This window comes from Streptomyces sp. NPDC024017 (assembly GCF_040638895.1).
Lineage (GTDB): Bacteria > Actinomycetota > Actinomycetes > Streptomycetales > Streptomycetaceae > Streptomyces.
The window spans coordinates 517326-542350 of the sequence record NZ_JBEZYZ010000006.1; the positions used below are offsets into that span (position 1 = coordinate 517326).

The following is a 25025-nucleotide window of genomic DNA, read 5'->3' on the forward strand; positions in this document are numbered from 1 at the left end:
ACGGTCTGCATACACTGACCGGCCGAAAGACAGTTCGGCCGGTCCCGGCAGGAAGCAGAGACGACACGTGACAGAAGCGATCCTCCTGGTCGGCGGCAAGGGCACCCGGCTGCGCCCGCTCACGGTGCACACGCCCAAGCCCATGGTCCCGGCGGCCGGGGTGCCCTTCCTCACGCACCAGCTGGCGAGAGCGAGAGCGGCGGGTGTCGAGCACATCGTCCTGGCCACGTCCTACCTGGCCGAGGTCTTCGAGCCGTACTTCGGCGACGGCTCCGCGCTCGGGCTTCACCTCGAGTACGTCACGGAGGAGGAGCCGCTCGGCACCGGCGGCGCCATCCGCAACGTGGCCTCGCGGCTGCACTCCGGCCCCGACGACCCGATCCTGATCTTCAACGGCGACATCCTGACGGGCCTGGACATCCGGGCCCTGGTCGACACCCACGAGACGACAGGGGCGGACGTCTCCCTGCACCTCACCAAGGTCACGGACCCGCGCGCCTACGGCCTCGTCCCCACGGACGACACGGGCAGGGTCCTGGCGTTCCTGGAGAAGCCGCAGACCCCCGAGGAGATCGTCACCGACCAGATCAACGCGGGGGCGTACGTCTTCCGCCGCTCGGTCATCGACTCGATCCCGCTGGGCAGGCCGGTATCGGTGGAACGGGAGACCTTCCCCGGTCTCCTCTCGGCCGGCGCGCACCTCCAGGGCATGGTCGACTCGACGTACTGGCTGGACCTGGGCACCCCGGCGGCCTTCGTCCGCGGCTCGGCGGACCTGGTCCTCGGCCGGGCCCCGTCGCCCGCCGTCCCCGGCCGCTGCGGCGATCGCCTGGTCCTGCCCACGGCTCAGGTCGCGTCCGACGCGAAGCTGTCGGGCGGCACGGTGGTGGGAGAGGGTGCCTTCGTCGCGGAGGGCGCGCGGATCTTCGGCAGCACGATCCTGCCCGGCGCGGTCATCGAACCGGGCGCGGTCATCACCGACTCCCTGATCGGCACCCGCGCCCGCGTCGGCCGGCGCTCGGTCCTCACGGGCACGGTCATAGGCGACGGCGCGGTGATCGGCCCCGACAACGAACTCCTGGAGGGCGCCCGCATATGGTGCGACGCCCGCATCCCAGCAGGAGCGGTCCGCTTCTCGTCGGACCAGTAGGACACAGGAGCGCAGGGGGCGGCCCCCGCCCAGCAACGGGGGCCGCGCCCCGCCTAACTACGGGCGGCCTGCCCCGCCCAGCAACGGGGGCCGCGCCCCACCCAACTACGGGCGGCCTGCCCCGCCTAGCTGCGGGGGCCGTGCCCCGCCTAGCTGCGGGCCCCCTGGGCCGCCTAGCTGGGGGGTCCCGTCCCGCCCGGGACGCGGTCCCCGTCCCGCCTAGGTGCGGGCGCCCCGTCCCGCCTAGCTGCGGGCAATCGTGCCGCTAAGGGCGGCACGGGTGGGCGCAGCGGCACCCCGCTCCGCCGGGCTGCGCAACGCCCCGACGCCGGCACCACCGCCGAGCACCTGAACCCAACGGCTCACAACTGCCCGATATCCCACCGCGGCATCTTCGGCGCCCTACGCCCCGGCACCCTCCCGCTCAGCAGAATCAACCGAGCCGCCCGATGCCGCTGCCCCGCATACGGCTCAAGCAGCTCCAGCATCACCGCATCATCCGCATCCCGGTCCCCGGCCAGCGCCCACCCCACGATCCCGGGCAGATGCAGATCCCCCACCGTCACCTCGTCCGCAGCCCCATGACTGCGCTGCACCGTCTCCGCAGAGGTCCACGGCCCGACCCCCGGAACGACCTCCAGCCGCGCCCGAGCCGCCCCGGGCTCCATCCCCACCGCCTGCTCAAGCCGCGCAGCGACCCGTACCGCGCGCAGAATCGTCGATGCCCGCTTGTTGTCGACCCCGGCCCGATGCCACTCCCACGACGGAATCAACGCCCACGTCCGGGGAGCCGGCATCACGTACATCCGCTCGGGCGCGGGCCCCGGCGCCGGTTCCCCGAACTTCCGTACCAGCAGCCGCCACGCCCGATACGCCTCATCGGTCGTGACCTTCTGCTCCAGGATCGACGGAATCAGCGACTCCAGCACGAGCCCGCTCCGCGTCAGCCGCAACCCCGGCCGCCGATGCCGGGCCGACGCCAGCAGCCGGTGCCGCGGCACGAACGCCGACGGATCGTCGGCGGCCCCGAGCAGCTCCGGCAACCGCTCCAGCAGCCACTCCGTCCCCGGCCCCCAGGCCTCCCCGCGCACCCCACCGCCGTACGCGCGCACCCGCAGCGTCCCGGGCCCGGCCGGAGTGAGACTGGTGCGCCAGACGGACCCGTCCGGTGTCGCCCGGAAGGTCGGATCGCCGGGCCCGCGCCGCAACGGCCCGAGCACCAGGCCGAGATCCAGCGGCCCGTCCGGCACCCACTCCCGCACCCGGCCCGGCCCCGCCGCCTGCCGCGGCACCCCTCCGGGCACGGCGACATGCCCACCGCGCCCGGGCATGGGGGTACCTCCCACGCCTTGCGGGCTGTGGGGGAGCGTGGGTCGCGGAGCGAACCGTCCTGCCATGAATGACGTCCCTGGGATCCGTGAGGAGCAGCCCTACGAGAGTAGGCGCCGCCCGGCACCTGTCACCGCACCTCGATGAACGCCCCCGCGTCCCGCTCGGGCCGCGGCCGTGGTTCCTCCGCCGGATGCCCGACCGCCACCGCGCCCATCGGGTCCCAGTCCGCCGGCAGATCCAGCACCGCGCGCACCACGTCCCGGCAGAACATCGTCGACGACACCCATGCCGACCCCAGCCGCTCCCCGGCCAGCGCGACCAGGAAGTTCTGCACGCCGGCACCGGCGGCGACCACGAACATCTCCCGCTCGGCACCGTCGCGCCGCTGGTCGCCGTAGGTGTGCGAGCCGTCCATGACCAGGCAGGGGACGACGAGGTAGGGCGCGTTGCGCAGGACGTCCCCGCGCCGGACCCGCTTGGCGATGGACTCCTCCGTCTTGCCGTCCCGCCGCAGGTCGGCGATCCACGCGTCCCGCATGGCGTCGAGCAGGCGGGTCCGCGACGCCTCCGACTCCAGCAGGACGAACCGCCACGGTGTCGTGTGGTGCGGGGCCGGAGCCGTCACGGCCGCGGCCACGGCCCGCCGTACGGCGTCCGCGTCGACGGGCTCGTCCGTGAAGGAGCGGACCGTACGCCGCTGGGTCACGGCCAGCCGTATCGCCTCCGAGGTGCCGAGGCGGAACATGTCGTCGCGTGCGCCGCGGACCATGGCCCGCGCTCCCTCGCCGTCGTCGCCCTCCGCCACCAGGTGCGGGAGCCCGCGCGCCACGGCGACGGGCAGCCCCGCGGCCTTGCCCTTGACCAGGTCGCCGGCGGCGGCGAGTTCGTCGGCCGTGGCCACGACGGTGGCGCTGAGCGGATTGCCGTACGCGTCCGTGCCGCCGCGCAGATCGTCGAGCACGCGCACCCCGGCGGCGCCGATCGCGACGTCCGTGAGCCCGGAGCGCCAGGGCCGCCCGGACGTGTCGGTGACCACGACCCCGACGTCGACGCCGAGGGCGTCGCGCAGTCCGTCGCGGATGGCGCGGGCGGAGGCGTCCGGGTCCTCGGGCAGCAACAGCACCGTCCCGGACGGGGTGTTGGACGCGTCGACCCCGGCCGCGGCCATGACGAGACCCTGCCGGTTCTCGACGATCCGCAGGGCCCCGCGCCGGGCCACCACCCGGACGGTCTCCGCGTCGATCGCGGCCTCCCGGTCGGCGGCCCGGACGATCCGGCCCTCCGCCTTGGACACGATCTTCGAGGTGACGAGCAGCACGTCCCCGTCGGCCAGCCCGGGCTCGGCGGCCGCGATCAGCTTCGCCAGGTCGTCCCCGGCCGCGACCTCGGGCAGCCCGCCCAGGGCCCACACCCGGTACCCGGGGGCAACCGGCTCCGCGCCGGTGACCTCGCCGCTCACGCTCCCCGCACCTCCTCGGCCAGCGCCAGCGCCTCCTGGGCCATCCGCGCGGTGGCGTCGGTGTCGCTCATCATCAGCGGCACGGCCCGGCAGCGGATCCCGGCCGCCTCGACCTGCTCCACCGCGCCCGCGTCCACCGAATCGACGAGCCAGCCGTCCAGCAGGCCCGAGCCGTAGTGCTCGGCCACCGCCGAGGCGGTCGACTCGACGCCCACGGCGGCGAGCACCTTGTCGGCCATGCCCCGCACGGGCGCGTCACCGACGATGGGGGAGAGGCCGATGACCGGCACCCCGGCGTCGGCGATCGCCTCCCGGATGCCGGGCACGGCGAGGATCGTGCCGATCGACACGACCGGGTTGGACGGCGGGAAGAGGATCACGTCCGCCTCGGCGATGGCCTCCAGGACGCCCGGCGCGGGCTTCGCCTGGTCGGCACCCACCGGCACGATCGCCCGGGCGGGCACCGAGGCGCGCAGCCGCACCCAGTACTCCTGGAAGTGGATCGCCTTGGTCTCGCCGTCGATCTCGACGGCCACATGGGTCTCGACGCGGTCGTCGGACATGGGGATGAGCCGCACGCCCGGCTTCCAGCGGTCGCACAGCGCCTCCGTCACCGCGCTCAGCGGGTATCCGGCGCCGATCATCTGCGTCCGCACGATGTGCGTGGCGAAGTCCCGGTCGCCGAGGCCGAACCACTCGGGCCCGACGCCGTACGCCCCGAGCTCCTCCTTGAGGTGGAAGGTCTCGTCGGCACGACCCCAGCCCTGCTCCTCGTTGATACCGCCGCCGAGGGTGTACATCACCGTGTCGAGGTCCGGGCAGACCTTCAGCCCGAAGAGGTGGATGTCGTCCCCGGTGTTGCCGATGACCGTGATGTCCGCGTCCGGGACGGCCCGCTTCAGACCACGCAGGAACCGGGCACCGCCGATGCCGCCTGCCAGAACCACAATGCGCATGGGAGCCAGTCTTGCAGGCGCCTACGACAACCGGTCGGCGCCTACGACAACCGGTCGGCGGCTACGGCAGCCGGTCAGGCAGTCACGACACCCGGTGCGCTCCGTGCTTCGCAGTGCGGGGCCGTGTGCATCGGCATCTCGGTGAGGCCCGGGTAGTAGATGTGCAGGCTCACCGCCGGCTCCAGTGCGTCGTTCACGACCTCGTGCACGTACCCCGGCGCGAACACGCGCTGCGCGCCCGCCCGCAATGCGCGCGTGCCCCGCTCCGTGCGCTCGGTCAGCGTGCCGTCCAGCACGGTGAGCACACCGGAGGAGCGGCCGTGGTCGTGCAGCCCGCTGCCCTGCCCGGGCACCCAGGACAGCAGCCACACCTCGTAGCCCGGACCGGTGCGCAGCCGGTGGTACCAGCGGCTGGTCGCGTCGTAGCGGACGAGGTGCTCCCACTGGGAGCGGTCTTCGGCGAGGGTGCGGGCCAGTCCGACGAACTCGGCGACGGTGGCCGGGTGCTCGCGCGGGGTCTGGAGGAGGTGCGTGACTTCGAGGATGTCGCCGGCGATCTGGAGGTCGCTGTCGCTGTTCATGGGGTGCGTGGTTCCTCAGTGAAGGAAGGTCAGAGGGAACAGGAGCCGAGATACGGGTGGCTCGGCCTTCAGCTGGAGCAGGTGTGGCTCAACAGCTGGAACAGCAACAGCTACAGCGAGCGCGGGCAGCACCGTGGGACCCGGCGGTGCGGGTCGAGGTGGATGCCAAGTTCGCGAGCATGCCCACAAGGACACCGGTTCACACCCTCACTGTCAACTCGACACCCGGTATGTGGGATGTGGTTCACCTCATCCGGTCGATCGCTCAGATGAAAGGTTTGTTCATGGCCCGCCCGGGACACATGGCGTCCAACCGGGCGCACAAACCCCGTTGCGTACTCGTGATCCGACTGTGATCCGTTTCGCTTCGACGTGCGTGTCGGAACGAGATCGAACTCCTGGGCGTCCTCCTCCGTACAGGTCCGCGAGGGGTCCGGCGGAAGGTGTGAGCCCTCAGGGGCTCCATCCGTGTGTCAGGTTTTATGGTGATTTGAACACTTTCCGCATGGGCTTGGTTCCGCAGAGTGAATAAGGGGCCCAATAGCAGATCTCGGCTTGACTCGCCCGGAGCAGCACACTTGTAATTTCACTCGTGTCGTTCAGCCGGAATCGGTAACGGCTAGATCACGGGGACGCGAAAGACAGACGAGGGGCGCACATGACCGAGACGGTGCAGCAACTGCTGGTCGACGACGCGGACGAGGAACTCGGCTGGCAGGAGCGCGCGCTGTGCGCCCAGACCGACCCCGAGTCCTTCTTCCCCGAGAAGGGCGGCTCGACCAGGGAGGCCAAGAAGGTCTGCCTCGCCTGCGAGGTCCGCTCCGAGTGCCTCGAGTACGCCCTCGCCAACGACGAGCGATTCGGCATCTGGGGCGGCCTGTCCGAGCGGGAGCGCCGCCGGCTGAAGAAAGCGGCCGTCTGACCGACCCCTCTTCGCGAACGGCCCGTCGCCCGTGGGTTGTCCACAGGCGGCGGGCCGCCTTGCTGCGCAGCCGATAGTGTGGTCGCTCGTCCGAGACGCCCCCGCCCTCACCGGGCGCAGGCGTCCACCGCAGTCCACCGAACCGGGGCCCGTACCTCGATGTCCGTGCACAGCCACCCGGCAGCTCATCACGACTCCGCTGCCGCACCTGAGTTCCCGCGTCATGTGGTGACCGCGGTCCTCGTCTCCCACGACGGCGCCCGCTGGCTGCCCGACGCGCTGGCCGGGCTGCTCGGCCAGGAGCGGCCCGTCCAGTACGCGATGGGGGCCGACACCGGCAGCGCGGACGCCTCCGCCCAGCTGGTCACCGACGCCCTCGGCCCCGACCGCGTGCTGCACCTCGCCCGCCGCACCGGCTTCGGCCAGGCCGTCGAGGAGTGCGGCCGCACCGCCCCGGTCCTCACCCCCGAGCAGCTCCCGTACCTGAAGCGGCCCAGCGGCTGGGACCCGGTCACCCGCTCATGGCGCGACGACGCCTACGACCTGCCCGAGCTCCCGCACGGCGAGCCGGTGCAGTGGCTGTGGCTGCTCCACGACGACTGCGCCCCGGACCCCGACGCCCTGGCCCAGCTGCTGCGGGTCGTGGACAACGAGTACGAGCTGGGCCGCGACGACGTCGCCGTGGTGGGCCCCAAGCTTCGCGGCTGGTACGACCGGCGGCAGCTGCTGGAGGTCGGCGTCTCCATCGCCAACTCCGGCCGCCGCTGGACCGGCCTCGACCGCCGCGAGCAGGACCAGGGCCAGCACGACCACGTCCGGACCGTGCTGTCGGTGTCCACCGCCGGCATGCTCGTCCGCCGCGACGTCTTCGAGCAGCTCGGCGGCTTCGACCGCCACCTGCCCCTCATGCGCGACGACGTCGACCTGTGCTGGCGCGCCCAAGCGGCCGGCTACCGCGTCCTGGTCGCCCCCGAGGCGGTCGTCCGGCACGCCGAGGCGTCCAGCCGCGAGCGCCGCACGGTCGACTGCGTGGGCCGTACGGCGGCCTCCCCGCACAAGGTCGACAAGGCCGGCGCCGTCTACACCCTGCTCGTCAACTCGCGTACGGCCGTGCTCCCCTGGGTGATGCTGCGGATCGTGCTCGGCACCCTGCTGCGCACCGTGGCCTACCTCGTCGGCAAGGTCCCCGGACAGGCCGTCGACGAGATCCGCGGCCTGATGGGCACGCTGCTCCGGCCCGAGCGGATCCTCGCCGGACGGCGTGGCAGGGGCGCACCCCAGATCGACAAGGCCGAGCTGCGGGCCCTCTTCCCACCGCCCGGCGCGACCGTCCGCGTCACCGTCGAGCAGGTCGCGAGCAGCCTCGTCGGCCGCTCCGACCCGGAGGTCGCGGCCGGCGCCGGACGGCACGGCGGCGCCGTCGAGTCGGGCCCCGGCGGCGACGACGCCGACTTCCTGGAGATCGAGCAGTTCGCCCGGCTCAAGCGCATCGCGCGCAAGCCCGGCCCGGTGCTCTTCCTGGTGCTGCTGCTGGTCTCCCTGGTCGCCTGCCGCCAGCTCCTCGGCGGCGGCGCGCTCGCGGGCGGCGCCCTGCTGCCCGCCCCGGCCGACTCCGCCGAGCTCTGGTCGCGCTACCTGGACGCCTGGCACCCGGTCGGCGCCGGCGGCACCTCGTCCGCGCCGCCGTACATCGCGCTCGTGGCGATGCTGGCGTCCCTGCTGTTCGGTTCGACCGGCCTCGCCGTCACGGTCCTGCTCGTCGGCTCGGTGCCGCTGGCCGGCGTCGCCGCCTACTTCGCCTCCCGCCCGCTCGTCGAGTCCCGGCTGCTGCGCGCCTGGGCGGCCGTCGTCTACGCCTTCCTGCCCGCCGCCACCGGCGCCCTCGCCGGCGGCCGCATCGGCACCGCCGTCCTGGCCGTGCTGCTGCCGCTCATCGCGCGCGCGGGCATCGCGGCCGGCGGCCTGACGCACTCCGCCGGAACCCGCGGCAGCTGGCGTGCCACCTGGGCGTACGCGCTGCTGCTGACCATCACCACCGCCTTCACGCCGATCGTGTGGCCCATCGCGCTGCTCCTCGGCGTCGGGCTGCTGGTGCTGCGCCGGTCCGACATCACGGCCTACGGGCTGCGGTTCCTCGCCCAGCTCGGCACGCCCCTGCTGCTCCTCGCACCCTGGTCGCTGACGCTGCTGCCGTTCGGCTTCCTCCAGGAGGCCGGCCTCGAGTACGGCCCCTCGGCCGCCTCCGCCGTCGACCTGCTCGGCGCCAGCCCGGGCGGCCCCGGCACCGTCAGCGGCCTCATGCTCATCGGCATCGTGCTGGCCGCGCTCGCCGCCCTGGTGCGCTCGGAACGCCAGTCGGGCATCTGGACGGCCTGGGCGATCGCCCTGGTCGGCTTCGTCTTCGCGGTCCTGTCCAACAGCTCCACCTGGGCCGGCCCGGCGACCCTCGTCTACGGCATCGCCCTCCTGGCGGCCGCCGCGCTCGGCGCCGACGGGGCACGCGCGCGCGTGGCCGAGCAGAGCTTCGGCTGGCGCCAGCCGGTCGCCGTGCTGATCGCCTTCGCCTCGGCCGCGGGCCCGCTGCTCATCGCCGCGGGCTGGATGATCCGCGGCGCCGACAGCCCTCTGGAGCGGCGCGACCCGACCCAGGTTCCCGCATTCGTCGCCGAGGAGAGCGGCAGCCGCGACCAGGCCCGCACCCTCGTCCTCGACAGCGACTCCGGCGCCCACGTCGGCTACATGCTGGTCCGCGGCTCCGGCGCCCGCCTCGGCGACGCCGAGATCGCCGCGGCCGACGGCGAGAACAGCAGGCTCGACAAGGTCGTCGCCAACCTGGTCGCGGGCTCCGGCGCCGACCAGGCCGACCAGCTCGGCGGCTTCGCCGTGCGCTACGTCCTCGTCCACCAGGGCGCGCCGCGCGAGGTCACCCGCGTCCTGGACGCCACGCCCGGTCTGACCCGGCTCAGCCAGCAGGACGGCGGCGCACTGTGGCGCATCGACCAGGAGGTCGCGCGCGCCACCATCGTCCCGGCCTCCGGCTCCGGCACTCCCCAGCCCGTCGCCGCCGGGCCCGTCGACATCCACACCACGATCCCGGCCGGCGCCGGCGGACGCGTGCTGCGCCTCGCCGACTCCGCCTCCGACGGCTGGTCCGCCACGCTCGACGGCAAGCCGCTGACCCGCACCACGGTCGACGGCTGGGCCCAGGGCTTCGAACTCCCCAGCACCGGCGGCAACCTGGACGTCACCTACGACGACCCGGTCGGCCACACGGCCTGGCTGTGGGCCCAGGGCCTCCTCGCCGTCGTCCTCGTGGTGCTCGCCCTGCCCGGCCGGCGCCGCGACATCGACGACGACCTCCCCGACGAGCCGGCCGTCCCGGCCCAGGCCGTCGCCGGCGAGGGCCGCCGCGCCCGGCGCCTGCGCGCCCAGGCGGAGGCCGAGGCCGAAGAGGCCGCCGGACCAGAGGAGTTCCCGCCCCCGCAGCCGGAGCAGCCGCCGGCGCCCGTCCCCCAGCAGCAGAACTACGGGGAGTGGGACAACGCCGCCTACCAGGGCGGCGAGTACGCGGGCCACGGCGACCAGTACCAGAACGCCCAGTACCCGGCGGATGCCTACGGGCAGCAGTACCAGGCGGACCCGTACCAGGGCGGCCAGTACGACCCGTACGCCTACGGCGGCCAGGGCCAGCCCCCCTCGTACGACCCGCACGACCAGCAGGGCTACGACCAGGCCTACCAGCAGGGCTACGGCACGCCGTACGACCCGGCGCAGCAGCACCACCCCCACGGCACGGGCAGTGAGCGTCCCGACGGGAGCCAGCAGTGAACCGCACCACCCTGTCCCTGATCGCCGGCACGACCGCGCTCGCCGCCGTCACCGGCTTCGCCGCGCTGTCCGCCCCGGACGCCCCGGGCACGGACACCGCCGCCAAGGCGGCCGCCCAACTGCCCGTGGAGCGCACGAGCCTGCTGTGCCCCGCGCCCAGCACGTCCGACCTCGCCGAGACGGCCTACACCTCCTTCACGCCCGTCACCAAGGGCACCGGGAGCGGCGGCAAGGCCGAACTCCAGGCGGCCACCGAGCAGTCGGCCGACACCTCGGCCGACGGCAAGGACGAGGGCAAACGCAAGGACGACGGGAAGTCCGGCAAGGACAAGCCCGCACAACCCGTGCCGGCCCCCAAGGAGCCCGGCAAGCCGGTGACCGGCGACAGCTCCGGCGGTGACGCGCCCGCGCTGGTCGGTACCGCGGACGGCAGGTTCGCGCCCGGCTGGACCGTCCAGGAGACGACCGAGGTCGCCGCGGGGACCGGGCGCGGCCTGCAGGGCGTCAACTGCACCGCTCCGGACACCGACTTCTGGTTCCCCGGCGCCAGCACGGACGCCGACCGCACCGACTACGTCCACCTGACGAACCCCGACGACTCCGCCGCCGTGGTCGACATCGAGCTCTACGGCAAGGACGGCGCCCTGAAGTCCGCGGTGGGGGAGGGCATCACCATCCAGCCGCACTCCAGCGAGCCGGTCCTGCTGTCCACCCTCAGCGACGCGCGGCAGACCAACCTCACCGTGCACGTCAACGTCCGCAGCGGACGCGTCGGCGCCGCCGTGCAGGCCCTGGACGACAAGCTCGGCGGCGACTGGCTGGCCGCGTCCACGGACCCGTCGGGCAGCCTGGTCCTGCCCGGCATCCCCAAGGACGCCACCTCCGTACGCCTGGTCGCCTTCACCCCCGGCGACGCCGACGCGGACCTGAAGGTGCGGCTCGCCTCACCCTCCGGGCTGATCACCCCGGCCGGGCACGAGACGGTGCACGTCAAGGGCGGCATGACGACGGCCGTCGACCTGGGCGACGTCACCCGCGGCGAGGCCGGCTCCCTGGTGCTGACGCCGACGGACCGGTCCGTGCCGGTCGTGGCGGCCCTGCGGGTCGTACGCGGCAAGGGCGACAAGCAGGAGACGGCGTTCATCCCGGCCACCCGCCCCGTCGGCACGCGCGCGACGTCCGCGGGCAACAGCGGCAAGGGCAGCACCCTGTCCCTGACGGCGCCCGGCGCCGCTGCCACGGTCAAGGTCACCGCGTCGGCCGGCAGCGAGGGCGGCACACCGGTGTCGAAGACGTACACGATCAAGGCCGGCACGACCCAGGACATCGAGCCCCCGGCCCCGAGCGGCCTGAAGGGCACCTACGCGCTCACGGTCGAGCCGGTCTCCGGCGGCCCGGTCTACGGGGCCCGCACCCTGGCGGCCGGCGAGGACGGCGTCCCCGCCTTCACCGTGCAGACCCTGCCGGACGACCGGGGGACGGTGGCCGTGCCCGAGGCGGACGAGGACCTGTCGGTACTCCAGAAGTAGGTCTGCCGGCCGGCGCCGGCCTCAGCCCTGGTCCTCGCCGTACCGCGGATCCACCGTCTCGGGCGTCAGCCCGAGGAGCTCGGCGACCTGCTCCACGACGACCTCGTGCACCAGCGCCGCCCGCTCGTCGCGCCCCTTGGTGCGGATCTCGACCGGCCGCCGGTAGACGACCACACGCGCGGGGCGGCCCTCGCGCGCGCTGATCGTGCCGCCGAGCGGAACCGCCTCGTCGTTCCAGGCCTGGCCGGGCCCGTCGAGCCGCGGCACCTCGAGGACCAGGAAGTCGATGTCGGCGAGCTGCGGCCACCGCCGCTCCAGGCGCTCCACGGAGTCCTGCACCAGATCGGCGAACGCCTCCGCGCGGCTCGCGGCGAGCGGCACCTGCGGCGGTGCGATCGGGCCGCGCATGCCCCGTCCGTGGCGATCACGACGGCGGGGCCCGGGGGCGGCGGCACGGGGCGTTACGGGCTTGTCCATCACTGCTGAAGGGTAGTCCCCGCCGCGTCCCTGTGCCCGGCACCGCACGGCGGCACGGACGGGTTCCGGCCGCGCCGCGCGGCATGTCGTCACATGACCATTCAAGCCAAGGTTGGACTCAAATCCGTACCCCGTTGAGACCGGTGACCTCACGGCACTTGAGGGTTTTGTGACGACTCTTGACCGCTTGCGGGGTCGTTCGACACCTTGGACGTCGATGTCCTGGCAGGTCAGCAAGGTGTGCCCAAAGGGGTGTGTGGGGCGTTTCACAACACGACACGGGGGAGTGACCTGGTGGAGAGTCGTCGCGGCCCGCTCAAGAGTGCGGTACCGTCCAACGTCGTGAGCCCTGTACGTCGCTGTTCGCGCACCGCCTGCGGCCGTCCCGCCGTCGCGACGCTGACGTACGTCTACGCCGACTCGACCGCGGTCCTCGGCCCGCTCGCCACCTACGCCGAACCCCACTGCTACGACCTGTGCGCCGAGCACTCCGAGCGCCTCACCGCCCCGCGCGGCTGGGAGGTCGTCCGGCTCCTCGACGCTTCGGCCCCGGCCCGTCCCAGCGGTGACGACCTGGAAGCGCTTGCGAACGCCGTGCGTGAGGCGGCCCGTCCCCAGGAGCGGGCGGCCGGGGCCGGCGGTGGAGGCCGCGGGGCCGACCCGCGGGAGGTCGCGCGACGCGGGCACCTGCGGGTCCTGCGCTCGCCCGACAACTGACCGCACCCCCCGGTTTCTCCACACGCGCACCCATTGACGCGAGCTTGGCGCGGACATGACCATTCCGTTTTGAGGCAGCGAGAAATCGCTTTCGCATGACGGAATCCGGGGAGGCGCCCGTGTACGTCCAGGAACTGGAACCCGTCGCCGGCTCACTCGGCCTGTCCGCCCTGGTGGCGGCCCTGCCCCTCGTGATCGTCCTGGTCCTGCTCGGCGGCGTCCGCATGAAGGCGCACCTGGCAGGCCTGACAGGCCTCCTCGCCGCCGTCCTCGTCGCCCGGCTCGCCTACGGCATGCCGCTCGGGCAGACCCTCTCCAGCGGCGCCCAGGGAGCCGCCTTCGGTCTCTTCCCCATCCTGTGGATCGTCGTCAACGCCCTGTGGGTGTACCGGATGACCGTCCGCACCCGGCACTTCGACATCCTGCGCCGGTCCTTCGGGCGGCTGTCCGACGATCCGCGCATCCAGGCGCTCGTCATCGCCTTCTGCTTCGGGGCGCTGCTGGAGGCGCTCGCCGGCTTCGGGGCGCCCGTCGCGATCAGCGCGGTCATGCTCGTCGCCCTGGGCTTCGAACCGGTGCGCGCCGCCGTCGTCGCCCTGGTCGCCAACACCGCGCCCGTGGCCTTCGGTGCGATGGGCACGCCGGTCGTCACGCTCGCCTCGGTGACCGGGCTGCCGCTGGACTCCGTGGCGTCCGTGGTGGGCCGTCAGACACCGCTGCTGGCCCTCGTGGTGCCGCTCGTGCTGGTCTGGCTCGTGGACGGCCGACGTGGCCTGCGCGAGACCTGGGTGCCCGCCCTGGCGTGCGGAGTCGCCTTCGCCGTCGCCCAGTTCGCCGCCTCCAACTACGTCTCCGCCCAACTCGCCGACATCGGCGCCGCCCTGGCCGGCGCGGGCGCCCTGGTCGCCGTTCCACGCGCGCGCGTGCCCGCCGCCGAGTCCGTACGGGCCTCCGTGCTGACCGGCGCCCGCAGCGAGGAACTGGACGAGGAGGACCCGCCGCGCGAGGTCCTGCGCGCGTACGCCCCCTACGCGCTGATCGTCGTGATCTTCTCCGTCGCGCAGATCCCGGCCGTCAAGGACTGGCTCGCCAGGACCACCCAGACCTACGACTGGCCCTTCCTGAACGTCGTGGGACCCGACGGCGAATCGGTCGGCGGCAACGTCTTCAGCTGGCCCGTCGTGTCGACCGGCGGCACCCTCGTCCTGCTCGCCGGGGTCTGCACGGCCGTCGTCATCGGCGTCCACGCGCGCGTGGCGGTCAGGGAATGGCTCGCGACCGTCCACGAACTGCGCTTCGCGATCCTGACCGTGACGTCCGTCCTCGCACTCGCGTACGTCATGAACCTCTCCGGGCAGGCGGCGACCATCGGCCACTTCGTGGCGGCGGCCGGAGCCGGGCTCGCGTTCCTGTCACCCGTCCTCGGCTGGTTCGGCGTCGCCGTGACCGGCTCGGACACCTCCGCCAACGCCCTCTTCGGCGCCCTCCAGGTGACCGCCGCCCGCGAGTCGGGACTCTCGCCCGAGCTCCTGGCCGCCGCCAACAGCTCCGGCGGCGTCCTCGGCAAGATGATCTCCCCGCAGAACCTCACCATCGCCTGCGCCGCCGTCGGACTGGCGGGCCGCGAGGGCGACGTGCTGCGCAAGGTGCTGCCGTGGAGCCTGGGCCTGCTGCTGGTGATGTGCCTGATCGTGGTGGGCCAGAGCACCCAGGTCCTGGGCTGGATGCTGCCCTGACCTGAGGTTACGGCTGGGAGTCCTCTCGGCATCCGCCCAGCGCGCTGTCGGTGGGCGGGGGTAGTTTGGGCGGACCGACAGTACTTTTTCAGGAAGGTTGGCCGTGGCTGCTGATCTGTCGCAGGTCGTGAAGGCGTACGACGTACGCGGAGTCGTCCCCGACCAGTGGGACGAGTCCCTGGCCGAGCTCTTCGGGGCGGCCTTCGTACGGGTCACCGGCGCGAGCGCCATCGCGACGGGGCATGACATGCGGCCCTCCTCACCAGGCCTGTCGCGGGCCTTCGCGCGCGGGGCGGCCGCGCTGGGCGCGGACGTCACGGAGATCGGCCTCGCCTCGACGGACCAGCTGTACTACGCCTCGGGCGCGCTGAACCTGCCGGGCGCCATGTTCACCGCCTCCCACAACCCGGCGCAGTACAACGGCATCAAGATGTGCCGCTCGGGCGCCGCCCCGGTCGGCCAGGACACCGGCCTCGCGGAGATCCGCGAACTGGTCGAGCGCTGGAGCGAGTCGGGAGCCCCGGAGCCGGCCGCGCAGGCGGGCACGATCACCGGCCGTGACACGTTGTCGGACTACGCGGCACATCTGCGCTCCCTGGTCGACCTGACCTCCATCCGCCCCCTGAAGGTCGTCGTCGACGCGGGCAACGGCATGGGCGGGCACACGGTCCCCGAGGTCTTCGCCGGCCTGCCCCTGACGCTGGTCCCGATGTACTTCGAGCTCGACGGCACCTTCCCCAACCACGAGGCCAACCCCCTGGACCCCGCCAACCTCGTCGACCTGCAGAAGCGGGTCCGCGAGGAGGGCGCCGACCTGGGCCTCGCCTTCGACGGCGACGCCGACCGCTGCTTCGTGGTCGACGAGCGCGGCGAGCCGGTCTCCCCGTCGGCGATCACCGCCCTGGTCGCCTCCCGCGAACTGGCCCGGCACGGCGGCAGGGGCACGATCATCCACAACCTGATCACGTCCTGGTCGGTCCCCGAGGTCGTCGAGGAGAACGGCGGCAGCCCGGTCCGCACCCGCGTGGGCCACTCCTTCATCAAGGCCGAGATGGCCCGCACCGGCGCGATCTTCGGCGGCGAGCACTCCGCGCACTACTACTTCCGCGACTTCTGGAACGCCGACACGGGCATGCTGGCCGCCCTCCACGTCCTGGCGGCCCTGGGCGGCCAGGACGGCCCTCTCTCCTCCCTCGTGGCCGAGTACGACCGCTACGCGGGCTCCGGGGAGATCAACTCCACGGTCGCCGACCAGCAGGCCAGCCTCGCCGCGATCCGCTCCGCGTACGGCGCCCGCGAGGGCATCACCCTCGACGAGCTCGACGGGCTCACGGTCTCCTCCGCCGACTGGTGGTTCAACGTCCGCCCGTCCAACACGGAACCCCTGCTGCGCCTGAACGCGGAGGCGAGGGACGCCGAGACGATGGCCCGGGTCAGGGACGAGGTACTGGGGATCATCAGGGGCTGAGACCCCGCCCCCACCGGCGGTAACCTGACCAGGCACGACCCAAGCGCCCGCACCTCGAAGGAAACCCCTATGCCCCTGGAATCCGGCCTCCTCGAGATCCTCGCCTGCCCCGCCTGCCACTCCCCCCTCACGGAGCAGGACAGCGAACTGATCTGCACCGACACCAGCTGCGGCCTGGCCTACCCCGTCCGCGACGGCATCCCCGTCCTGCTGGTCGACGAGGCCCGCCGCCCCGCATGACCAGCGGGGGCTCAGGCACCCGCGTGACACTTCGGTGCACATAGCCCCCGGCACAGCGGGCACGATCCAGGACACCCTGACAACGGACCCCGGCGATGGGAAGCTGCCGCCCATGCTCGACGAATCGCTGCTCGACTCCCCGGAGGGCCTCGCCGAGGCCGACCACCGCGGCCTGCTCCGCGGCGCCGCAGAAGCCGGCGCCCGCGTCCGCACGGCCGCCCGCCACGCCGCCGAGGCGGGCGTGGGCGACCTCAAGCCGGACGGCCGCCCCCGCGCGGTGCTCATCGCCGGCCCGGGTGCCGCGGCCACCCATGCCGCCGACTTCATCGGCACGCTCGCCGGCGCCGGCAGTCCGGTCACCCGCCTCGCCCCCACCGGCGTCGCCCCCGCCGCGGGCGCCCTGCGCTGGGAACTGCCCGGCTGGGTCGGCTCCGTCGACCTCCTGCTGATCACCACCCCGGACGGCACCGAACCCGGCCTGTCCCTCCTCGCCGAGCAGGCCTACCGCCGGGGCTGCGCCGTCGTCGCCGTGGCCCCCGCCCGTACCCCGCTCGCCGACGCCGTCCAGGGCTCGCACGGCCTGTTCGTGCCCATGGCGACCGCCCCGTACGACCAGGACGAGCCCCTCGCCGCGTCCGCCCCCGGCGTCCTGTGGGCCCTGCTCACCCCGCTGCTCGCGCTCCTGGACCGCACGGGCGTGCTCGCCGCCCCGCCGGACGCCCTCGGCAAGGTCGCCGACCGCCTCGACCGCGTCGCCGAACGCTGCGGCCCGGCCATCGCCACGTACAGCAACGCCGCCAAGACCCTGGCCGCCGAACTCGCCGACGCGCTCCCGGTCGTCTGGACCGAGGGCACCTCGGCCGGCCCGGCCGGCCGCCGCTTCGCCGCCGCCCTCGCCGAACTGTCCGGCACCCCCGCGGTCGTCGCCGAACTCCCCGAGGCCCTCGCCGCCCACGGCGCCCTGCTCGCCGGCCCGCTGGCCGCCAGCGCCGACCCCGACGACTTCTTCCGCGACCGCGTCGAGGAACCGCCCGCCCTGCACGCGCGCGTGGTGCTGCTGCGCGACCGTCCCATCGGCGGCCTCACCGCCGCCCCCGGCGCCCGCGACCTCGCGCTCAGCCACGACACACCGATCAGCGAGCTGGAACCGGAGGAGGGCGGCGAACTGGAGACCCTCGCGGAACTGATCGCCATCACGGATTTCGCCGCCGTTTACCTGGCGCTCGCTTCGAGGGCCTGATCTTGCCTGGGACACCCTGACGCGCCCGCGCCCCGTACCACGCAGAGAGAACCCCATGGACCGCCTCGACAACACCATCCGCCCCTACGCCTGGGGTTCCCCGACCGCCATCCCGCAGCTGCTCGGCGTCGAACCGACCGGCGAGCCGCAGGCGGAGATGTGGATGGGCGCCCACCCGGGCGCACCCTCGCGCACCGGCCGGGGCACGCTCGTCGAGGTCGTCGACGCCGACCCCGAGAAGGAACTCGGGCCCGCCGCCGTCGCCAAGTTCGGCCCCCGGCTGCCGTTCCTCCTCAAGCTCCTCGCCGCGGGCGCCCCGCTCTCCCTCCAGGTCCACCCCGACCTCGCACAGGCGCAAGAGGGCTACGCGGACGAGGAGCGCCGCGGCATCCCCGTGGACGCCCCGCACCGCAACTACAAGGACGCCAACCACAAGCCCGAACTGATCTGCGCCCTCACCGAGTTCGACGGCCTGTGCGGCTTCCGCGACCCGCTGGAGGCCGCGGCCCTGCTCGACGACCTCGGAGTCGACTCCCTCAAGCCCTACGTCGACCTGCTGCACGCCCACCCCGAGGACGCCGCCCTGCGCGAGGTCCTCACGGCGATCCTCACCGCCGACCCCGACGAGATGTCCCGCACGGTCGCGGAGGCGGCGACCGCCTGCACCCGACTCGGCGGCGCCTATGCCGCCTACGCCGACATCGCCCACCACTACCCGGGCGACCCCGGCGTCATCGCCGCGATGCTGCTGAACCACGTCCGGCTCCAGCCCGGCGAGGCCCTCTACCTCGGGGCCGGCATCCCGCACGCCTACCTGAACGGCCTCGGCGTGGAGATCATGGCCAACTCCGACAACGTCCTGCGCTGCGGCCTGACCCCCAAGCACGTCGACGTCCCGGAACTCCTGCGCATCGTCCGCTTCCGCCCCAGCGACCCCGGCGTCCTGCGCCCCGAGGCCTCCCCGGACGGCGAGGAGGTCTACGAGACCCCCATCGACGAGTTCCGCCTCTCCCGCTACGTCCTCCCCGAGGCGGGCGCCGCCCATGACCTCACCCGCCCCACCCCGCAGATCCTGCTCTGCACGGCCGGCACGGTCCGCGCCGGCGAGCACGACCTGACGCCCGGCGCGTCCGTCTTCGTCCCGGCCGGCGAAAAGACCGAAGTGTCCGGAACGGGAACGCTTTTCCGGGCCACCGTCGTCGCCTGACCGTTTCGATGCCCCCCGTGCTGGTGACCTGAGACACCGCGGCCCGAACGGGCTGCAACAATGGCCCACCGTCAAGCACGGGCAAAGCCACGGGCGCCGCACACGGCGGCGTCCCGGCCCTGGAACGGCGTACGAAGGGACATCGCGAACACATGAGCGCGTCAGGCGGCACCAAGGCGATCGTGGCGGCACTGGCCGCGAACCTCGCGATCGCGGTAGCGAAGTTCGTGGCGTTCCTCTTCAGCAACTCGTCGTCGATGCTCGCCGAGTCCGTCCACTCGCTCGCCGACTCCGGCAACCAGGCGCTGCTCCTGGTCGGCGGCAAGAAGGCGAAGCGCGAGGCCACCCCGCAACACCCCTTCGGCTACGGCCGCGAGCGCTACATCTACGCCTTCCTCGTCTCCATCGTCCTCTTCTCCGTCGGTGGCATGTTCGCCCTCTACGAGGGCTACGAGAAGATCAAGCACCCGCACGAGCTGACGAACTGGTACTGGCCGGTCGGCGTCCTGGTCTTCGCGATCATCGCCGAGACCTTCTCCTTCCGCACGGCCATCAAGGAGTCCAACCTCCTGCGCGGCAAGCGCTCCTGGAAGGAGTTCGTCCGCCACGCCAAGGCCCCCGAGCTCCCGGTCGTCCTGCTGGAGGACCTCGGCGCCCTCGTCGGCCTGATCCTCGCCCTCGGCGGCGTCGGCCTCGCCCTGCTCACCGGCGACAGCGTCTGGGACGGCATCGGCACCCTCTGCATCGGCATCCTGCTCATCCTGATCGCCCTGGTCCTCGCGGCCGAGACCAAGTCGCTGCTGCTCGGCGAGTCGGCGGGCGTCGAGGAGACCCAGAAGATCGAGGCCGCCATCGTCGACGGCGACACGGTCACCCGCATCATCCACATGCGCACGCTCCACCTCGGCCCCGAGGAGCTCCTCGTCGCCGCCAAGATCGCCGTCCAGCACGACGACACGGCGACTGAGATCGCCGCCGCCATCGACGCCGCGGAGGCCCGCATCCGCGACGCCGTTCCGATCGCCCGCGTGATCTACCTCGAGCCGGACGTCTACAGCGAGAAGGAAGCCGCCAAGGGCCCCGACCCCGAGGCCTCCCCGGGCGGCCCGGTCCCCGACTCCACCGAGCACTGACCCCTTCTTCTCCGGCCCACGGGGCCCGCCGAACCACTCGGCGGGCCCCGTCCGGCTTCCGGGCCCTACCACCCGCCCCTCTCCGGCACCCTCGGCCGCCCACCCCGTCCTCCGATCCGTCACATGATCGGCTCGATGTGTTTCCCGGCGGACTGGGGATCGCACCCGCCCCCGGTGTAGCTTGGGACGGAGCCAGACGTCGCTGCTGATGGCGGTCGGGCGGTCCCACCGCGGACCGGCCGAGGGAGAGAGGGCCTCCGACGGACTGCGCTGCGCGTACGCGGGCATGCCTGTGTCCTCTTTCGGGCACCCCTGTGTCCGCCGCCGCGCAGACCAGCCGTACCCACCTCGACCCAACCCCCGAGGAGCAGCTCGCAATGACGACTGTCGACAACCGACAGGACTTCAAGGTCGCCGACCTCTCCCTGGCCGAGTTCGGCCGCAAGGAGATCACCCTCGCCGAGCACGAGATGCCGGGCCTGATGGCGATCCGCAGGGAGTACGCCGAGGCGCAGCCCCTGGCCGGCGCCCGTGTCACCGGCTCCCTGCACATGACCGTGCAGACCGCCGTGCTCATCGAGACCCTGGTCGCCCTCGGCGCGCAGGTCCGCTGGGCCTCCTGCAACATCTTCTCCACCCAGGACCACGCGGCCGCCGCCATCGCCGTCGGCCCGAACGGCACCGTGGACAACCCCCAGGGCGTCCCGGTCTTCGCCTGGAAGGGCGAGACCCTGGACGAGTACTGGTGGTGCACCGAGCAGGCCCTGACCTGGCCGGACAGCCCCACCGGCGGCCCCAACATGATCCTGGACGACGGCGGCGACGCCACCCTCCTCGTCCACAAGGGCGTCGAGTACGAGAAGGACGGCAAGGTCCCCTCGCCCGACACCGCCGAGTCCGACGAGCACCGCGTCATCCTCGAGCTGCTGAACCGCACCATCACGGACGGTTCGCAGAAGTGGACCCAGCTGGCCTCGGAGATCCGCGGCGTCACCGAGGAGACCACGACCGGCGTCCACCGCCTGTACGAGATGCAGCGCGACGGCGTCCTCCTCTTCCCGGCGATCAACGTCAACGACGCCGTCACCAAGTCGAAGTTCGACAACAAGTACGGCTGCCGCCACTCGCTCATCGACGGCATCAACCGCGCCACCGACGTCCTCATCGGCGGCAAGACCGCGGTCGTCTTCGGTTACGGCGACGTGGGCAAGGGCTGCGCGGAGTCCCTGCGCGGACAGGGCGCCCGCGTGATCGTCACCGAGATCGACCCGATCTGCGCCCTCCAGGCCGCGATGGACGGCTTCCAGGTCACGACCCTCGACGAGGTCGTCGACAAGGCCGACATCTTCATCACCACGACCGGCAACAAGGACATCATCATGGCCTCGGACATGGCCAAGATGAAGCACCAGGCCATCGTCGGCAACATCGGCCACTTCGACAACGAGATCGACATGGCCGGCCTGGCCCAGATCCCCGGCATCGTCAAGGACGAGGTCAAGCCGCAGGTTCACACCTGGACGTTCCCCGACGGCAAGGTGCTCATCGTCCTGTCCGAGGGTCGCCTGCTGAACCTGGGCAACGCCACCGGCCACCCGTCGTTCGTGATGTCCAACTCTTTCGCGGACCAGACCCTGGCCCAGATCGAGCTGTTCACCAAGCCCGACGAGTACCCGACCGGCGTCTACGTGCTGCCCAAGCACCTCGACGAGAAGGTCGCCGCCCTCCACCTGGACGCGCTCGGCGTGAAGCTCACCAAGCTGCGCCCGGAGCAGGCCGAGTACATCGGCGTGCAGGTCGACGGCCCGTTCAAGCCGGACCACTACCGCTACTGAGCCGACCAGCACCGCTGCCGGTCAGATCTCCGAGGCAGGCCCCCGCACCCCCGTGCCGGGGGCCTGCCCCGTTCGACCGACCAGCGACCGGCCCAGCCCGTCAGGACCCAGGACCCCCATGCCCCGCGGCCGATATTCGCTCCACGATCCGCACGATCACACCCCCCTCGCGGAAGAACACTTCCAGTGCGCCCCCGGCCCCTCCGGCTGGCGCTACGTCTCCCAGCTGACCACCCCCTCGGGCGATCACCACGGCTCCGTCGACCTCACCCTCGACGAACTCGGCCGCCCCCTCCGCCTCGAACTCCACGCCGCCGCCTGGCAGGTCCGCGGCGCCGCCCTCGACGGCGTCACCTGGGTCCGCACCGACCCCACCGGGACCGAGGCCACCGAAGGCAATGTGCGCGCCCACGCCTTCACCGGCACGTCCCCGGCATTCCTCGTCGCCACCACCCGTCTCCTGCGCCTCACCCCCTCCGCAGCCGCCACCCGCGTACGCCTCGTCGCCTTCACGGACCCGGTCCTCGCCCCGCGCACCGTCGACCAGTCCTGGGCCTTGCTGAAAAGCGAAGCACACGCCACTGACAACGGCCCCCTGACCGTGGACGAATACCAGGTCACAGCCCTGGACACAGGCGAGCAGCACACCGTGCACATCGCCGGGGACGTGGTGCTCGCGGCCCCCGGCATCGAGCTCGAAGACCTGGAATCACCGCCGTCGGTGTTCACCTGAGCAGGCAACCGCGCTGGGGCCGGCCGGCCCCGCCCTCCACTACGCCGGCGGCACGAACCCGGTGCCGGGCCGCTCACCCGCCGAAACCCCCGGCGACTCCCCAGGCCGGCCCTGGTCGGACGGCTCGGACACCACCCCGGGCGCCCCGCCCGGCGGCTCGTGGGCAGCCGGGGCACCGCCCACCGCCTGAGTCTCGGCCGTAGGGACCGGGCCGTTCGTCACCGGAGCCGCGGCCGACGCGGCCGCCTGGGCCGCATCGCTCCCGAAAGCTCGCCTGGCTTCCCGCGCCTGCCGTTCCTGCACGACCGCCGCCAGATACGCCGCCGGCGGCACACCTTGCGGCACCGGAGCCCCCGTACGCTCCGCCAGATCCGACGCCAACCGCTCCGCCATCGACCAGCCCACCTGCGGATCCAGCTGCTGCATGCGCGTCAGGTACTGCCGGACGGCGAGCCACAACCCGTCCGGCACCGCGGACAGATCGAGCCCCGAGAACCGTCCCGCCAGCCAGGGCGGAGGAGGCGGCACAAATCCAGTCCGCGTGACCGGGATCCGCTCCCGCACGACGAGCGTCCCCGCGAACACATCCCCCAGCCGCCGCCCACGCGCCGACACGAACGAGGCGATACAGGCGACGACCCCGAAAGTCATGAGGATCTCGATCACGCCGATCAGGCCCCTCACCAGCGCATGCCGGAACCGGATCGGACCTCCGTCGTCCCGCACCACACGCAGCCCGCACGCCATCTTCCCGAGCGACCGCCCGTGACTGAGCGTCTCCACCGCGATCGGCCCGCCCACCAGTACGAGCACGAACGTCGCGATCGACAGCGCCGTCTGCGCCGCCTCGTCGAGGGAGGCCGTGGAGACGACCAGCGCGATGGTCACCGCGACGTAGACCGCCATGGCCGCCACCAGATCGAGCAACACGGCCAGCGCCCTGCTGGGCAGCCTCGCGGGGCGCAGCTCCAACGCCACAGCCTCGCCCGTCACCAGCTCACTCACGCACGCCGTCCTTCCCCTGCCCTGCCCCCGACAGGGCCAGTCTGCCAAGCTGAGGGCGCATCGCACCGTAGTACGACAAGCTGATCCACGACGAGCCTCCGACGACCAGCCGAGGAGCAGGCACACCGATGGACCTCGACGTCTTCGTCTCCGCCCACCGAGCGGAATGGGATCGCCTCGAAGCCCTGCTCCGCCGCCAGCGCCGACTCAACGGCGCCGAAGCCGACGAACTCGTCACCCTCTACCAGCGCACCGCGACGCACCTCTCCCTGATCCAGTCCAGCGCCCCCGACCCGCAGCTGACCGGCCGGCTCAGCCAACTCGTGGCACGCGCGCGCCATGCCGTGACAGGCACCCGACGCGCCTCCTGGAGAGACGTCACGCGCTTCCTCGCCCACGGCTTCCCCGCCGCCGTCTACAAGTCACGGCACTGGTGGGTGCCCACCGCGCTCCTTTCCACAGCCGTGGCGGCTCTCCTGGGCTGGTGGATCGGCACCCACCCCGCTGTACAGGGCTCGATCGCGGCTCCCGGCGAACTGCGCGAGCTCACCCGCCCCGGCGGCCAGTACGAGACGTACTACTCCAGCCACCCGGCCGCCAGCTTCGCCGCCCAGGTCTGGACGAACAACGCCTGGGCCGCCGCCCTGTGCCTCATCCTGGGGGTCTTCCTCGGACTCCCGGTCCTCTGGATCCTCTTCCAGAACATGCTCAACCTCGGCATCGGCGTGGGCCTGATGTCCTCGGCCGGTCGCCTCGACACGTTCCTCGGCCTGATCCTCCCGCACGGCCTCCTCGAACTGACCGCCGTCTTCGTAGCAGCCGGCACCGGCCTGCGTCTGGGCTGGACCCTCATCGACCCCGGCCCCCGGACGAGGCGCACGGCTCTCGCCGAAGAGGGCCGCGCCGCCATAGGCATGGCCATCGGCCTCGCCCTCGTCCTCTTCATCTCCGGCGCCATCGAAGGCTTCGTCACCCCGTCCGGCCTCCCCACCTGGGCCCGCATCAGCATCGGGGTCGCCGCCGAAGCGGCCTTCCTGGCCTACGTCTACGTCCTGGGCGGCCGGTCCGCCCGTGCGGGAGAGACCGGTGACGTCGAGGCAGCGGAACGCAGCGCGACCGTCCCCACAGCCGCCTGATCACCCCCGCGACCGCCGGATGTGCGACCACCGCCGTTCAACTGCTAGTGTCCTCTTCGCCCCACAGGAGCCGTTGACACGGCGAGTGTGTGGAGGTAGATTTGAACAGTTGTCTGGAGATGGGCTCTAGTCCCGGACCAGCGAGAGTGATCATCTATCTGCTTCTTGAAACTCTGATTTCAATGAAGCCTCTCCCGATGAATCGGAAATGAGCGGCCGGTCAGTCCGGCTCGAAACTTCTGATAAAGTCGGAACCGCCGGAAAGGGAAACGCGGAAGCGGGAACCTGGAAAGCACCGAGGAAATCGGATCGGAAAGATCTGATAGAGTCGGAAACGCAAG

At 72.5% G+C, this 25025-nt stretch carries 21 protein-coding genes; 14 read left to right on the forward strand and 7 right to left on the reverse strand.

Translation table 11 applies throughout. From position 1 onward, the window contains the following. The first annotated feature begins 67 nt into the window (after positions 1–67). Positions 68–1150 (forward strand): NDP-sugar synthase, encoded by a 1083-nt coding sequence (locus AB0G20_RS19490; protein ID WP_361303763.1) that lies wholly within the window; start codon positions 68–70, stop codon positions 1148–1150. A 362-nt stretch (positions 1151–1512) separates the two neighbouring features. On the opposite strand, the gene AB0G20_RS19495 is transcribed toward AB0G20_RS19490, so the two are convergent. The 4 genes from AB0G20_RS19495 to AB0G20_RS19510 form a co-directional block, all read right to left on the reverse strand. Further along, complete coding sequence (locus AB0G20_RS19495) at positions 1513–2481, reverse strand: DNA-3-methyladenine glycosylase 2 family protein (protein ID WP_361303766.1); 969 nt, start codon at positions 2479–2481, stop codon at positions 1513–1515. A 128-nt stretch (positions 2482–2609) separates the two neighbouring features. Then, a complete protein-coding gene (locus tag AB0G20_RS19500) occupies positions 2610–3941 on the reverse strand; it encodes a coenzyme F420-0:L-glutamate ligase (RefSeq protein ID WP_361303769.1) in 1332 nt (443 codons plus the stop codon). After that, positions 3938–4897, reverse strand: a complete 960-nt coding sequence (gene cofD / locus AB0G20_RS19505) for a 2-phospho-L-lactate transferase (RefSeq protein WP_361303772.1) — start codon at positions 4895–4897, stop codon at positions 3938–3940. The genes AB0G20_RS19500 and cofD overlap by 4 nt, the downstream gene beginning before the upstream one ends. Positions 4898–4971: 74 nt before the next feature. Continuing rightward, positions 4972–5478, reverse strand: a complete 507-nt coding sequence (locus tag AB0G20_RS19510; RefSeq protein WP_361303775.1) for a cysteine dioxygenase family protein — start codon at positions 5476–5478, stop codon at positions 4972–4974. Between the two features lie 658 nt (positions 5479–6136). Here AB0G20_RS19510 and AB0G20_RS19515 point away from each other — a divergent pair. The 3 genes from AB0G20_RS19515 to AB0G20_RS19525 all read left to right on the forward strand — a co-directional run bounded on the left by AB0G20_RS19515 (position 6137) and on the right by AB0G20_RS19525 (position 11757). Next, positions 6137–6400 (forward strand): WhiB family transcriptional regulator, encoded by a 264-nt coding sequence (locus tag AB0G20_RS19515; RefSeq protein WP_010034659.1) that lies wholly within the window; start codon positions 6137–6139, stop codon positions 6398–6400. A gap of 159 nt (positions 6401–6559) precedes the next feature. Then, positions 6560–10228: a glycosyltransferase family 2 protein gene (locus AB0G20_RS19520; protein ID WP_361303778.1), complete on the forward strand. Its 3669-nt coding sequence runs from the start codon at positions 6560–6562 to the stop codon at positions 10226–10228. Further along, a complete protein-coding gene (locus AB0G20_RS19525; protein WP_361303781.1) occupies positions 10225–11757 on the forward strand; it encodes a DUF5719 family protein in 1533 nt (510 codons plus the stop codon). Before AB0G20_RS19520 ends, AB0G20_RS19525 begins: the two co-directional genes overlap by 4 nt. A 21-nt stretch (positions 11758–11778) precedes the next feature. Here the strand turns inward: AB0G20_RS19525 and AB0G20_RS19530 are convergent, their stop codons facing one another. Beyond that, positions 11779–12234: a metallopeptidase family protein gene (locus AB0G20_RS19530; RefSeq protein WP_078885356.1), complete on the reverse strand. Its 456-nt coding sequence runs from the start codon at positions 12232–12234 to the stop codon at positions 11779–11781. 294 nt (positions 12235–12528) lie between these two features. On the opposite strand from AB0G20_RS19530, the gene AB0G20_RS19535 reads away from it, so the two are divergent. From AB0G20_RS19535 to AB0G20_RS19575, 9 genes are all read left to right on the forward strand, one after another. Next, a complete protein-coding gene (locus AB0G20_RS19535) occupies positions 12529–12951 on the forward strand; it encodes a DUF3499 domain-containing protein (RefSeq protein WP_031138434.1) in 423 nt (140 codons plus the stop codon). A gap of 119 nt (positions 12952–13070) precedes the next feature. Then, the gene (locus tag AB0G20_RS19540; RefSeq protein WP_361303875.1) at positions 13071–14687 is read left to right on the forward strand and encodes an L-lactate permease; all 1617 of its coding nucleotides are present in this window, start codon (positions 13071–13073) and stop codon (positions 14685–14687) included. A 103-nt stretch (positions 14688–14790) separates the two neighbouring features. After that, on the forward strand, positions 14791–16155 hold the full coding sequence (locus AB0G20_RS19545) for a phosphomannomutase/phosphoglucomutase (protein WP_361303786.1): 1365 nt from the start codon (positions 14791–14793) through the stop codon (positions 16153–16155). A 69-nt stretch (positions 16156–16224) separates the two neighbouring features. After that, positions 16225–16395 (forward strand): Trm112 family protein, encoded by a 171-nt coding sequence (locus AB0G20_RS19550; protein WP_248503533.1) that lies wholly within the window; start codon positions 16225–16227, stop codon positions 16393–16395. Between the two features lie 112 nt (positions 16396–16507). Continuing rightward, positions 16508–17635 (forward strand): SIS domain-containing protein, encoded by a 1128-nt coding sequence (locus tag AB0G20_RS19555; protein ID WP_361303789.1) that lies wholly within the window; start codon positions 16508–16510, stop codon positions 17633–17635. A gap of 55 nt (positions 17636–17690) precedes the next feature. Beyond that, positions 17691–18842, forward strand: a complete 1152-nt coding sequence (gene manA, locus AB0G20_RS19560; RefSeq protein ID WP_361303792.1) for a mannose-6-phosphate isomerase, class I — start codon at positions 17691–17693, stop codon at positions 18840–18842. A 152-nt stretch (positions 18843–18994) separates the two neighbouring features. Further along, positions 18995–19975, forward strand: coding sequence for a cation transporter (locus AB0G20_RS19565; RefSeq protein ID WP_361303795.1), 981 nt, complete (start codon positions 18995–18997; stop codon positions 19973–19975). Between the two features lie 377 nt (positions 19976–20352). Continuing rightward, positions 20353–21810 carry an adenosylhomocysteinase gene (gene ahcY / locus AB0G20_RS19570; protein ID WP_361303798.1) on the forward strand — a complete coding sequence of 486 codons (1458 nt, stop codon included), beginning with the start codon at positions 20353–20355 and terminating at the stop codon, positions 21808–21810. A gap of 118 nt (positions 21811–21928) precedes the next feature. Beyond that, complete coding sequence (locus tag AB0G20_RS19575; RefSeq protein ID WP_361303801.1) at positions 21929–22543, forward strand: hypothetical protein; 615 nt, start codon at positions 21929–21931, stop codon at positions 22541–22543. A gap of 39 nt (positions 22544–22582) precedes the next feature. Here the strand turns inward: AB0G20_RS19575 and AB0G20_RS19580 are convergent, their stop codons facing one another. After that, entirely contained in the window at positions 22583–23548 is a 966-nt protein-coding gene (locus AB0G20_RS19580) for an RDD family protein (protein WP_361303804.1), read from the reverse strand. Between the two features lie 128 nt (positions 23549–23676). On the opposite strand from AB0G20_RS19580, the gene AB0G20_RS19585 reads away from it, so the two are divergent. Then, complete coding sequence (locus AB0G20_RS19585) at positions 23677–24684, forward strand: stage II sporulation protein M (RefSeq protein WP_361303807.1); 1008 nt, start codon at positions 23677–23679, stop codon at positions 24682–24684. A 150-nt stretch (positions 24685–24834) separates the two neighbouring features. Here the strand turns inward: AB0G20_RS19585 and AB0G20_RS19590 are convergent. Continuing rightward, on the reverse strand, positions 24835–25025 hold a 191-nt coding region (locus AB0G20_RS19590; RefSeq protein ID WP_361303810.1), incomplete at its 5' end, for a hypothetical protein.